At 43.5% G+C, this 12455-nt stretch carries 11 protein-coding genes; 2 read left to right on the top strand and 9 right to left on the bottom strand.

All coding sequences use genetic code 11. The annotated features are described in order from the left end of the window. Positions 1-45 precede the first annotated feature (45 nt). Positions 46-1224, bottom strand: coding sequence for a DUF418 domain-containing protein (locus O0550_RS03455; protein ID WP_258425632.1), 1179 nt, complete (start codon positions 1222-1224; stop codon positions 46-48). A 53-nt stretch (positions 1225-1277) separates the two neighbouring features. Then, positions 1278-3539 carry a DNA topoisomerase III gene (locus O0550_RS03450; RefSeq protein WP_258425631.1) on the bottom strand — a complete coding sequence of 754 codons (2262 nt, stop codon included), beginning with the start codon at positions 3537-3539 and terminating at the stop codon, positions 1278-1280. Between the two features lie 208 nt (positions 3540-3747). On the opposite strand from O0550_RS03450, the gene O0550_RS03445 reads away from it, so the two are divergent. Then, positions 3748-4668, top strand: a complete 921-nt coding sequence (locus O0550_RS03445; protein WP_258425630.1) for an NAD(P)/FAD-dependent oxidoreductase — start codon at positions 3748-3750, stop codon at positions 4666-4668. A gap of 1 nt (position 4669) precedes the next feature. Continuing rightward, positions 4670-5146: an NUDIX domain-containing protein gene (locus O0550_RS03440; RefSeq protein ID WP_003342699.1), complete on the top strand. Its 477-nt coding sequence runs from the start codon at positions 4670-4672 to the stop codon at positions 5144-5146. A 203-nt stretch (positions 5147-5349) separates the two neighbouring features. On the opposite strand, the gene O0550_RS03435 is transcribed toward O0550_RS03440, so the two are convergent. The 7 genes from O0550_RS03435 to O0550_RS03405 all read right to left on the bottom strand — a co-directional run bounded on the left by O0550_RS03435 (position 5350) and on the right by O0550_RS03405 (position 12445). After that, a complete protein-coding gene (locus O0550_RS03435) occupies positions 5350-5433 on the bottom strand; it encodes a putative holin-like toxin (protein WP_018671828.1) in 84 nt (27 codons plus the stop codon). A 332-nt stretch (positions 5434-5765) separates the two neighbouring features. After that, the gene (locus O0550_RS03430; RefSeq protein ID WP_258425738.1) at positions 5766-7016 is read right to left on the bottom strand and encodes a M20 family metallopeptidase; all 1251 of its coding nucleotides are present in this window, start codon (positions 7014-7016) and stop codon (positions 5766-5768) included. A 24-nt stretch (positions 7017-7040) separates the two neighbouring features. Then, positions 7041-8234 (bottom strand): amidohydrolase, encoded by a 1194-nt coding sequence (locus O0550_RS03425; protein ID WP_003342693.1) that lies wholly within the window; start codon positions 8232-8234, stop codon positions 7041-7043. A 54-nt stretch (positions 8235-8288) separates the two neighbouring features. Next, positions 8289-8588, bottom strand: coding sequence for a DUF3899 domain-containing protein (locus O0550_RS03420; RefSeq protein WP_003342691.1), 300 nt, complete (start codon positions 8586-8588; stop codon positions 8289-8291). A gap of 192 nt (positions 8589-8780) precedes the next feature. Further along, positions 8781-10406, bottom strand: coding sequence for a peptide ABC transporter substrate-binding protein (locus O0550_RS03415; protein WP_258425629.1), 1626 nt, complete (start codon positions 10404-10406; stop codon positions 8781-8783). Between the two features lie 30 nt (positions 10407-10436). Further along, complete coding sequence (locus O0550_RS03410) at positions 10437-11429, bottom strand: ABC transporter ATP-binding protein (RefSeq protein WP_258425628.1); 993 nt, start codon at positions 11427-11429, stop codon at positions 10437-10439. Positions 11430-11431: 2 nt separating this feature from the next. Then, positions 11432-12445 carry an ABC transporter ATP-binding protein gene (locus O0550_RS03405; protein WP_258425627.1) on the bottom strand — a complete coding sequence of 338 codons (1014 nt, stop codon included), beginning with the start codon at positions 12443-12445 and terminating at the stop codon, positions 11432-11434. Positions 12446-12455: the final 10 nt, after the last annotated feature.

Genomic DNA, 12455 nt, shown 5'->3' with positions numbered 1-12455 from the left:
ATAGATGATAAACCATTAGATTTCAACTAGTTTTTTGCCTTCTATCTATGATCGTTCACGGGTTTGTTGCTTCAGCCGTAGTGGCTGTTTTTGCAGATAGGTTGCACATCGCCACAGCCATTCCATTGGTCCAAAGGCATACTGAGATAACCACCATTTACTAAACATGATCTGTAATAGATAAATCGTAATACAAAAGATAAATCCAATCCATAGCGGAATTCCTGCCGTATTAGGAATAAACAGGGAAAACAACAGGACTGTGACCAATGTCTGCAATAAGTAATTGGTTAATGCCATGCGCCCCACATATGTGAAGCCTTGCATTTTTGCTCGAAAACGTTTGTTTTCCAGAAGCAGAACAATCGATACGAGATAAAAAACGAACAACGTTTTCCCCGTCAATTGAATGTACTTTTGAATTTCTTCAGACACATAGACTTCATGGCTGAAATAATAACGAAACATCGGAATAAACAATAGAATCGTTACTACCAGACTGACAATCTGAGTGATGCGCAATCCACGTTTCCATTCATGCACACGTTGAAAAAAGTTGATCTTTCCTGCACACAATCCCAACAAAAAAAGTCCTAGTAATTCAGGAATATAGATAATTACATTGAGAATCTGGATGCCACTTAGCATTTCATAGCGTTGACTTACTTTTTGTGCATAATCCTCTAGTCCATTAAACCAAGGAGCTTCTAGTAGCACTGTCTGATCTAAATCAATATCCCCGGAATAAGCAAACCAGATAAACAACATAAACAGAGCCATTAAAAAAATGCTCCACACAAACAAGGCTGATGCCTTCTGACGATAAAAAAATAAAAGTAAAAAGCCCACTAATGCATACATATGTAAAATATCACCGTACCACAAAAGCAGAAAATGCAGGCATCCCAGAAGAAACAGCACAACTAGACGCATCGAAAAAAGGGACCTCATCCGCGACCCTTTCGCTTCTGCTCTACTCATAAATAGATAGAACCCCAATCCAAATAAAAAGGCAAACAAGGAGTAGAATTTTGTCTGGATAAATAAGTCATAACCAAAACGAAACACGGCATCAACGCCTTTGGTATATCCTCTTGTGTCAAGCGGTTGAATTCCTAGCATAGCTGGTAAGTTCACCAGAAATATACCCAGGATCGCAATGCCTCTAACGGTATCAATCGATGTTATTCGATCGTTAACGGAAATCGGTCTTGCTTGATTCATACATCACACCCCCTTTCTTTCTTGTTTGTTACTTTGCCTACTTTTATTCTTTTCTACTCAGTAGAATATAGCGCTTCTGTAATCTTTTTCCCTTTCGGTGCTCTTGAGCTTGGTTTTTTATACTCCTTAGCACCCGAAGAAGCTGTTTTTGCTTCAAATTCGAATTGGAATTGCGCTTTCTCTATATCCCATTTCAAATAGGCATCAAACGTCTTGTCACCTTTTTTAAAGCCTTTTATTAATCCGCTTTTTCCTTGCTCCATCAGTTTTTTCACATTGGTGGCAGATAAAGATTTGCCGAGTAATTTTTTCGGTAAAGTGATTTTACACCCCGTCTTGTTATACTGATCACAGCCATAGAAATTTCCTTTATCTACAATCGAGCCCTTACATCCAGCACAAACCGCTATCTTTTTCCCTAGAGTAAACGTAGAGGCTTGCTTAGGCATTGCCTCGATATCCATACCGGAAAAGTCCCATGTAGCAGATTGCTCGGTAGCATCCTGAACAATCTTGTACGCTAATTTTTTGACTTGCTCCATAAATTCCTGCGCCGAAGCCTGCCCCTGCCCAATTTCTGCCAACCGTTGTTCCCAGCGAGCTGTCATCTCTGGAGAAGCGAGAATCTTATCTCCAATGGCATCAATTAATAAGCTTCCCTTCTCTAGGGCAAATACTTGGTTTTTCTTCACCTCGATATACTTGCGATCCTTTAACATGGTAATAATACCCGCTCGTGTAGCCTCTGTACCAAGCCCCTCGGTTTTAGACAAAACCTTTTCCCACTCGCTATTCTCTAAATGCTTACCTGCGGTCTTCATTAGCGTAATTAATTGACCCTCTGTATAGCGTTTCGGCGGTTGGGTTTTGCCCGCTTTAACTTTTACACGGCTTACCTTCCCTGTTTCATTTTTTTCAACAGGCGGCAGTAGCTTTTCTTCATCTTTATCCTTGTCGTCCTCGTCTTGACCTTGAAATAACACGGTTCGCCAACCTGCTTGCACCTGACATTTCCCCTTACTGATAAAGGTTGCTCGCCCATCCACTAAGGTAGTAATCGTAGTATAGTCAAAAATCGCCGGCTCATAATGAGCAGCGATCAAACGACGTGCCACCAAATCATAAATATGGCGTTCATCAGCAGAGAGCTTGTCCAAATGAGGCACCTGCTCGGTAGGAATAATAGCGTAGTGGTCCGTTACCTTCTTTTCATTTACATAGCGTTTGTTATTTGCTACTGAATGAATTGGCGTAGGAAAGAATGATTGAAATTCCTTCTTTTTAGCCAGCTTGGACAAAATTTCTGGAAAACTCTTAGCTTCTCCTGATGTAACAAAGCTGGAATCAGAACGCGGATAAGATAAAAATCCCTTCAAATATAATTGTTGAGCTACATCCAACGTCTTTTTAGGCGAAAACTTAAAAATCTTATTAGCGGTTGCCTGCAGGGATGAGAGATTAAATAGGAAGGGTGGCAAAAATTCCTTGCGTTCTTTCTTAACCTCCTGCACACTAGCAGGCTTTTTCTCACAGAATTGAGCTATGCGTGCAGCCATTTGCTCGTCAAACAGGCGGGATTCTCCGTCCTTTTGCCAAATCCCCTCATATTTCTTTCCTTCTATGGTAAAGGAAGCAATCACTTCCCAGAATGGCTCTGATTTGAAATTAGCAATCTCCTTTTCCCTTTTGACAACAAGCGCTAGAGTAGGAGTCTGTACACGTCCTGCGGAAAATACATCCGAAACACCCTTTTGCTTAAAGAGAATTGTATAAATCCGAGAAGCATTCATACCAATAAGCCAGTCTGCACAGGAGCGACTGTAGGCCTCATAATACAGATTACGAGTGTGTGTTTCGTCTAATACATGCTCAAATCCCTCCACAATTGCACGATCCGTCAAGGAGGAAATCCATAGTCTTTTCATTGGCTTTTTTACACCAGCAAGCTCGATAGCCGTACGGATAATGAGTTCACCCTCACGCCCTGCGTCACCCGCATGAATGATTTCTGTGACATCTGAGCGTTTTAGCAGTTGTTTAATGATCGTAAACTGCTTGGCCTTTGATTTCATTACCTGATAGCGAAAACGTTCCGGTATCATGGGCAGTGTCTCCATGCTCCACTTTTTCCAAGTAGGGTTGTAATCTTCTGGTGGAACTAATTCGCAAATATGTCCGACAGCCCAAGTCACCAATGCTCCCTGTGGAAATAAACGATGTGGAGCGATTTCAATATATCCTTGTTGTTTTTTATGTGCAAATGGGCTGGAGAGCTTTGAGGCCTGATCAGGTTTTTCAGCAATAATGACTTTCATGTAAACGGCTCCCTTTTATCAATAGCTTTATTCTTCTGATCTAGTAAAAAAACTGTTTTCTAGTTTACCGTGTTTTGCCCGCTTAGACAATCTCATTGTAGGAGGAATCCATTGTGGTTTTAGGGACACGCTTGCTTAATGTATCCCCCAGTGCAGTGATATTTGTTATAATGAAGAGAAGCAACCATCTTAGCAAGAAGCGGGGGAAATGAAATTGAAACATGTTCAAGTGCTGATCGTTGGCGCTGGGATGGCGGGTATTTCCACTGCGATTTGGTGCAAACGGCTTGGGCTTTCTTGCCTCGTAATAGAACAAAGCGATTCGCTTGGCGGTCAAATTCACTATATTCATAATCGCATTTGGGACCTCCCCCCCAAACTATATGCAAATGGAGAGGAATTGCTGACAGACTTACGCGAAAGTGTGCAAGTATTGCAAATCCCTATTCGCTATCAAGAATGCCTGCGTAGCATTGATTATCAAACCAAAATGATACATACAGATCAAACCTCGTATCAGGCAGATTATGTAGTTGTTGCCACAGGGGTGAGTCCTGTTCACTTACCACAGCTTGCAGAGGTTTCGGCCCATGTGTTAGGTCCAGAGTTTTCTACATCCTCGGGGGCTCATTTATTAGATCAAAAGGATATTCTGGTGATTGGCGGTGGAGATCGTGCCTTAGAAAGTGTTTGTAATCTGTCCGCCTACGCGCATCATATTTGGCTTGCCGTCCGTAATCATCAATTTCGCGGTCGACAAGAATGGGTACAAAAAGCCACTTCACTGCCTAACGTGACCATTTGGATGGAAACGGAGGTAAAAGCGACACAATCAAAGGGCAATAGATGCTCTGTTGATTTACAAACGCACAACCAAAAGATACATCGCTTGCAGGTTGACTGGATTTTACCTCGTGTTGGTATCGCTGCAAATAGTAGCCCGGTGGCAGAATTAGTGGATAAAATGGGCGGATTTCTAACGGTTGATGAGCATCTGCGGACTGCTCATGAATGGATCTATGCCATTGGAGATATTACAAATGGAAGTGATTATGCTAGTCTTTCACTTGCCATCGGTCAGGCTATGAAAACCGCAAAACACATTGCTTTGCATGCCAAGGAGGCCTAACATGGACACTTTTTACGATACGACAGGCGTACCCATGACGTTAAGCTTTGACCCGGCCGAATTTCGAGAGGAGCAGGCTAAGCACGTCCTCGTCTTTCCTTTTTATCAAGGCAAGCTTTTATTCACGATCCATACCAAACGAGGATATGAGCTTCCCGGTGGCAAAGTAGAGCCTGGCGAGTCAAGCATTGCCGCTGCCATTCGAGAGACATACGAAGAAACAGGCTATCACTTATCCGCCATCAAAAAAATCGGTCAGTATACGGTCGGAGATTCGATTGTGAAAGATATTTATGTGGCAGAGGCGGAACGACAGGTCGCTTCTATTATAGAAGGATCGGTTGGCGGAGCATTTATCAGTGATAAAATTCCAACAGCCGAGGAGTTGCGTTCAGATGAGCGATATAGCGCTTTTGTAAAAGACGATGTCTATCCACTGACCATCGCTCATTTACGTGACTTAGGCTATATCAAATAAACTAAGCATAGCGTCTTTTCAGGACAGGCTTAGTCACCTTGTCCCTTTTGTGTTAAAATGTAGTTACTTGCATATGGTAATAAAGAAAAAGCCGTGAGTGTTGCCGCACTCACAGCCTTCTACAATAGTTGATTCTCTTCGATGAATCAGCTCATCAGCTATAGACAAGAAATGACCTCCTGTGCTTTGTGCACAGCATGAGGTCATTTCTTTTTCAGGTAGGTTAACAAAGCTAACAGGAACATCCCAAACATAAACATCAGGGACAGCGCTTGATAAACCTCCATGTTCTCACCCCCCTCTGACATTTCTTTTCTAGGGGTGAGCCGACCACCTTTGAGATAGGAAGCTATTGTAGTAGGAAAATTATAACATATCCCCGTCACAACAGGATTACATTTCTTAGTATTTTTTGAGGAAATTTATTTTTGCGCAATTTTCACCTGAATTGGCATGAATTTTAACAGAATCAAATCTTACCAGCATTGTGCGAGATGGAATAGCAAATAACCTTAGTACGAAATTTTATAAATATAAGCTATGCTCTTCCACTTTTAGCACGGCTTGATAAAAAACTGTGATCGTTACATATAAAAAAGCAGGAGCTACCCCCAGTCGCTTACAACTGTAGGGCTAGCTCCTGTTTTCGTTGAAAGAATTCTTGTTTAATCTCTGTCAGCACAGCCTCGTTCGTCATTAGGGTAAAACCTGTCAAAGCCAATACCTTAGCGCCCACAATCAGTGCCGCGTCACCCTCTGGGGATTTGGCTGCTTCACGAAACGCATCTGTATGACAGACCAACTCTTCTGAGCCAATTTTAATATAGGGATGAATGGTTGGGACCACGTAGCTGATGTTTCCTGCATCGGTAGAGCCAAGACCCGCCTGATGACGCGTATCTACCAAATAACCAAACCGTTCCATTTGCGCTTGAAACACTCCATCAAACGTTCGATTAAGCACCATATCATCTACTTCATTTTGAAAAGCAATAATATTGACAGTCGCACCCGTCATACAAGCCGCTCCTTGGGCAATCTCCTTGATTCTTTCCGTCACTTTCAGGCAACTGTGACGCGTTGCCGCACGAATATAGAATCTGGCCTTAGCATATTCAGGTACAATATTCGGTGCGTCTCCCCCATGAGTAATAATTCCATGAATACGGACATCAGCCGTCACATGCTGACGCAGAGCATTGATCCCATTGAACAAATGAATAACAGCATCCAGTGCGTTGATCCCTTCTTCTGGTGCAGCCGCTGCATGAGCCGCCTTGCCAATAAATTCGAAATCAAGCGGAATGACAGCGAGGGTTGTCCCCGTAATACGATTGTGACTAAATGGGTGGACCATCATACATGCGTCGATTCCTTTCAGCAAATTATGTTTAACAAAGCTGCCTTTTGCACTGCCGTTTGGACCGCCCTCCTCCGCCGGCGTTCCTAGCACTACCACCTCTCCACCGGTCTCTTGGAGCGTTTCACCCAACGCAATAGCTGCAAGCACACTTGTTGTACCAATAATATTATGGCCACACGCATGGCCTAGACCTGGCAGGGCATCATATTCAGCTAAATATCCTAGCGTAGGTCCTGTTTTCTCCCCTACCTTTTTACGTGCAAGAAAAGCTGTAGGATGACCAGCCACCCCTTTTTCAATCTGAAAGCCCGCCTCTTCTAATAATGCTGTTAATACCCCTTGTGCATACACTTCCTCATTGCCGATCTCTGGATGCTCATGAATCGCATGACTAACCGAAATAAATTGCTGCTTGTTTTGTTCTACGTAGGTAATGATTCTATTTTCCAGCTCTGACTCAGTGCGATCCGTCCCCATCTGGACAGCCTGTGTTTGATCTACCTTCATCATAATTCACCTGCTTCATTTTGCTTAGTTTTCTACACGCTCATACACCAGTTCACCATTGATAAATGTCTTTTCTACTTTATTTTGTATATGAAACGGATGTCCGCTCCAGATAACCACATCAGCATCCTTTCCAACCTCCAAAGAACCAACACGTTCTTCTACCCCTAGATGCTTAGCAGCTTGCAGTGTAATAGCTTGCCAAGCTAACGCTTCATCCAAACCATCGCTTACAGCGTGCGCTACACTGGTCACTAAGTATTCGATACCTACAACAGGATGATCTGTGGTTATGCTAAAAGGTACACCTGCTTTTGCCAAGGCAAGATGGGTATGGAAGCCTTTATCTGCTAGCTCAATTTTGGAGCGTGAGGAAAGAGTAGGCCCCACGGAAACACTGACCCCTTTATCTATTAAGAAATCCGCGATTTTATGCCCCTCTGTGCAATGCTCGATTGTGATTTCAATATGAAATTCCTCTGCTAAGCGAAGTGCTGTTACAATATCATCAGCACGATGAGCATGGGCACGTAAGGGAATCTCTCGCTTCAACACCTTTACTAGATTTTCTAGGCCTACATCACGTTTCACGGCCTCTCCTTTTTCTCTAGATTCCAAATATTCTTGCGCCTTTATAAATTCCTGGCGAAACAATGCAGCAGTTCCCATCCGTGTAATAGGTGCCTTGTCCTTAGCGCCAAAGACACGCTTGGGATTTTCACCAAAAGCTGCTTTCATTCCAGAGGGCTCGCGAACAATCATGTGATCGACAATCATCCCTGCCGTTTTTAGGACAACCATCTCGCCACCGATCACATTAGCGCTGCCCGGCATGGATTGAACAGTTGTTACACCTGCTTTTCGAGCCTCAAGAAAGCCTCGCTCAAAAGGGTTAATTCCATCTAACGCTCTTACATATGGCGTCACTGGTGAGCTCGTCTCATTATAATCATGTCCTTCTCTTCCGATACCCTCCTCATGAACACCAAGATGTGTGTGTACATCAATAAGTCCCGGTGTAACATATTTTCCTTCTGCATGGATTGTAACGGACTCCTTGTATTGATTTTTTAGCTGATTGATTTGCTCTGCAATCTCTTCTGTTTTCCCTACCGCCTTAATTTTTCCTTCTGCCAATAAAATACTGCCTGAATCAATTTGTTGCCCATTGCCTAGGATGATTGTAGCGTTTGTAATGATTGTTACTGCTTCTGACATATGTATGCTCCCCTTTTCGTTACGTATTTTGCTCTACTTATTAACTATATGGTGTCATGACAACTGGATGCCAGCCCAAATCAGCGATAGGATGATCAAAAGCATCCCTGCCACTAACAGGAGCGCCATCAGTTGCCTTGCTCGTTTTCGTTTCCATTCTTGCAGATTTGTATCCTCAGACATCTGTTCGTCAATTTGCTGAAGTGCCTTTGACTTTTTAAATAGAGTGCTACCTAATAGATAAAATCCCTTCATAAACGTGGCAAAAAAATTGCTTATCCATACATAAATAATCGCTCCTCCCAGCACTAGGAGTAAGCCTGTTAGAAACAGCGTATCCATAATTGTATCCATAGTAATCTCCTTCACTGGTGAACCCTTTATCTTGCTGGTATTGGCTGAACCATGTTTGCTATTCTATTGTTCTCTAGTCTTTTAGCATGTGTTTGGTATGAAAAAAGAGGGTCTGCTCCTCTTGAGGCAGAAGCAGACCTAAGATGTCAGGTATACGTATAAAAGCATTTACTCTAATGCTAGCCCTACTTGCTACTCTGCTCCTTTTTTAGCCCAACGCAAGTCTGGATTCTTATAAACACTGTATGTGACGTCCTTTAAGGTTTTGGCATTTAAATAGTTCTGTGAATAGAAGAAGAGTGGAAGCACAGGCAAGTCTTGCATGAAAACATCTTCAGCCTCATGTAGGTATTGATTACGCTTTGCTTCATCTTGTTCTACTTTGGCTTTTTCCATTAACTCGTCAAATTGTGGATTGACCCATTTCGCTTGGTTATTCGGACTCTCGCCTAGATAGTAATCAAGCATTGCAACCGGATCAAGGAAAGAACCAACCCAGCCCATGCGAGCCATCTGGAAGTTACTTTGTTTGTAGGTATCAATGTAGGTTTTCCACTCTTGGTTTTCTAGCTTCACATCGACGCCAAGATTATTTGTAAACATTTGTTGCAGAGCTTCGGCTACCTTTTTATGGTTTTGTGCATTATTGTACTTCAATGTGACCGCAGGTAGTTTACTCCAGCCCTCTTCCTTCATCCCTTCAGCCAATAGCTTCTTCGCTTCAGTTGGATCAAACGTGAAATAAGTTGGCTTTTCTTTACGGAAATCAGAACCAGCCGTTTTAACACCCTGTGGCACATAAGCGAATGCTGGTGTTTCACCTGCCTTAGTCACATTCTTCGTCAATTGATCACGATCGACAGCTAAGGCAAAGGCGCGACGGATTTTAGCATTTGTAAATGGTTCCTGCGTCACATTAAAAGTATACAGATAAGTCCCAAATTTAGGTAGACTTACATATTCCGCATTGTTCTTTTCTTGTTCGATAGCATCGATTGGCAACGTATCAATGATATCTAGCTCACCTGTCTTGTACATTTGGTAATAAGTAGTTGCATCTGGCACCATTTTGAAATGTAGTGTATCCATGCTGATATTCGATTTGTTCCAGTAGGTTTCACTCTTTGTTAGCGTTAATTGACTGTCATGTTCCCAGCTAGCTAATTGATAAGCTCCATTAGATACGAGGGTATTTGCTTCTGCTACCCAATTTTTATTTCCTTCCACAACCTTTTGATTTACAGGGAAGTAAACATTATTCATCATTACTTTTGGGAAATAGGAAGTAGGTGCATTCAGCTCCACTACCAATGTTTTGTCATCTGTTGCCTTTACTTTCACATCTTCTAGCTTCCCTTCCCCTTTATTATAGGCCTCTGCACCTTTTATATAATACAGATAAAATGCATTAGTAGCCCCCGTCTCTTTATGTAAGACACGCTTCCAGGAGTATTCAAAGTCCTTGGCTGTCAGAGCATCACCATTAGACCATTTCGCATCGTTACGAATCGTGAAGGTATAGGTTTTTCCGTCTGGAGAAATCTCTACTTTTTTAGCAGCTCCCTCTACCACATTACCTTCCTTATCAAAGGCATATAGCCCCTCATATAGATGATCAATAATCCAAAAGGATTTCGTATCCGTCGCAATGGCAGGGTCAAGTGAATATGGTTCACCTGCTAAATTTGCTGTCAATTCCTGTTTAACACTAGCTCCTGCTTCAGGCGTACCTGCTGTACCTGTTTGATTTCCACAAGCAGTCAGAGTTGGTACTAGGAATAATAGAATGGCCAACGCTGGCGATAAAAGTTTTTTCACTGATGGTTCCTCCTCGTTATCTCTCTTTTCTTACTGGTGCAAGTGGCAAGCCGTCCAATGATCCAGCTTCACCTCCCTCCACTCTGGTTTAGTTTCTCGACAGATCGGCATTGCAACGGGACATCTGGTGGAAAACGGGCATCCGGCTGGTGGTTGCAATGGACTTGGTAGCTCACCTGTTAACACGATACGTTCTTTCTTAGCCTTTTTTGCTGTAGATGATACTGGGATCGCCGACAACAAGGCTTGTGTGTATGGATGAAGCGGCTCCTGAAATAATGTCTCACTGTCGGCAACCTCCATCATCTGACCCAAATACATGACGCCGATCCGATCGCTGATATGCTTCACCATCGCCAAATCATGTGCGATGAATAAATAGGTTAGTCCTCGTTCCTGCTGTAAATCCTCTAATAAATTGACAATCTGTGCCTGAATCGAGACATCTAAAGCGGAAATAGGCTCGTCTGCCACAATAAAGGTAGGCTCTACTGCTAAGGCTCGGGCTATCCCGATTCGCTGTCTCTGTCCTCCGCTAAACTCATGAGGATATCGTTTTGCATGTTCTGGTCGCAAACCTACTTTTTCTAAAAGCTCATAGATACGCTCTGTACGTTTAGCCCCTTTCGCAATGCCATAAGCATCCAGCCCCTCTCCGATAATGTCACCTACTCGCATACGCGGATTTAAGGAGGAGTATGGGTCTTGGAAAATCATTTGCATATTCCGATTGAATTCACGCTTTTCCTGCCGACTATAGGTTGTGATGTCTTTCCCTGCAAAGTGAATTTGTCCATCTGTAGGCTGGTACAATCCGACCGCTGTGCGTCCCAGCGTTGATTTCCCGCTTCCGCTTTCGCCCACCAGTCCAAAGGTTTCGCCTGCTTTAATAGACAGCGTAATGTCATCGACCGATTTCACTGTTTGCTCAGAGCCTAAGGAAAAGTATTTTTTTACATTGCGTAATTCCAACAGAGTTTCAGATTGTTCCTTATCTTCTGTAACTTCTAGGCTTCGCACCATTCTTACTCCCTCCCTGCTACTCTACATTCTTGTTGGCGTGGAGCCCTTGGGTCATGCAGCCAGCAGTTCGCCTGATGTGTAGCTGAAAATGTGGTCGGCTGCGGGAGATGATCCAGGCAAATTTCCATCGCATGTGGACAGCGAGGAGCGAATGGACATCCTTTTGGCGGAGCAAATAAATCTGGTGGTGCTCCATCAATCGGGACTAATCGATGCTTCCCGGCTTGTTCTAGCTTAGGCACCGAGTCTAATAGCCCTTTTGTATACGGGTGTCCCGGCGATTCAAATAATTCATCGACTGTCCCTGTTTCTACGATTTTGCCAGCATACATCACTACTACCCGCTGTGCCACTTCTGCAACGACTCCTAAATCATGCGTGATCATAATGATCGAGGTACTGGTTGTTTGTTGTAATTGAAGCAGCAGGTCAAGGATTTGCGCTTGAATGGTCACGTCCAATGCGGTTGTTGGCTCATCAGCGATCAATAGCTGTGGATTACAGGCAATCGCAATCGCAATTACGACCCGCTGGCGCATTCCTCCCGAGAATTCATGCGGATATTGATGATAGCGGTTCTCTGCTTCTGGGATGCCTACTTGCCGCAACAGATCAATCGTTTTTTGCTGTGCCGCCTGTTGGGAGAGCCCTTGGTGTTTTCGTAAGCCCTCCGCAATTTGCTTGCCGATTTTCATCGTGGGATTTAGTGATGTCATTGGGTCTTGAAACACCATTCCTATTTTAGAACCCCTAATCTCCTGCAATTCCTTTTTAGACAAACCTGTCATTTCCTGTCCAGCAAAGCGAATAGAGCCTTCCGTCCTAACACCGCTTCCTGCCTTAACCATCCCCATGATTGCCTGCGCTGTAACTGATTTGCCACAGCCGCTCTCACCGACGATGGCTACCACCTCTCCTTTGTCCACATAAAACGAAATCCCACGAACCGCCTTAACCTCACCGCCATATGTCGTAAACCCAACTTCCAGCTCATCTATCTCTAGCAAATGTCCCATGATTATCCCT

The sequence above is a fragment of the Brevibacillus halotolerans genome (genome assembly GCF_026891775.1).
Taxonomy (GTDB): domain Bacteria; phylum Bacillota; class Bacilli; order Brevibacillales; family Brevibacillaceae; genus Brevibacillus_B; species Brevibacillus_B halotolerans.
This window is presented reverse-complemented; position numbering and strand designations above follow the sequence as displayed.

Excerpts from the sequence above, each read along its gene's own strand:
- O0550_RS03455 (WP_258425632.1), bottom strand. The coding sequence starts at position 1,224 with ATGAATCAAGCAAGACCGATTTCCGTTAACGATCGAATAACATCGATT.
- O0550_RS03450 (WP_258425631.1), bottom strand. The coding sequence starts at position 3,539 with ATGAAAGTCATTATTGCTGAAAAACCTGATCAGGCCTCAAAGCTCTCC.
- O0550_RS03445 (WP_258425630.1), top strand. The coding sequence starts at position 3,748 with ATGAAATTGAAACATGTTCAAGTGCTGATCGTTGGCGCTGGGATGGCG.
- O0550_RS03440 (WP_003342699.1), top strand. The coding sequence starts at position 4,670 with ATGGACACTTTTTACGATACGACAGGCGTACCCATGACGTTAAGCTTT.
- O0550_RS03435 (WP_018671828.1), bottom strand. The coding sequence starts at position 5,433 with ATGGAGGTTTATCAAGCGCTGTCCCTGATGTTTATGTTTGGGATGTTC.
- O0550_RS03430 (WP_258425738.1), bottom strand. The coding sequence starts at position 7,016 with ATGAAGGTAGATCAAACACAGGCTGTCCAGATGGGGACGGATCGCACT.
- O0550_RS03425 (WP_003342693.1), bottom strand. The coding sequence starts at position 8,234 with ATGTCAGAAGCAGTAACAATCATTACAAACGCTACAATCATCCTAGGC.
- O0550_RS03420 (WP_003342691.1), bottom strand. The coding sequence starts at position 8,588 with ATGGATACAATTATGGATACGCTGTTTCTAACAGGCTTACTCCTAGTG.
- O0550_RS03410 (WP_258425628.1), bottom strand. The coding sequence starts at position 11,429 with ATGGTGCGAAGCCTAGAAGTTACAGAAGATAAGGAACAATCTGAAACT.
- O0550_RS03405 (WP_258425627.1), bottom strand. The coding sequence starts at position 12,445 with ATGGGACATTTGCTAGAGATAGATGAGCTGGAAGTTGGGTTTACGACA.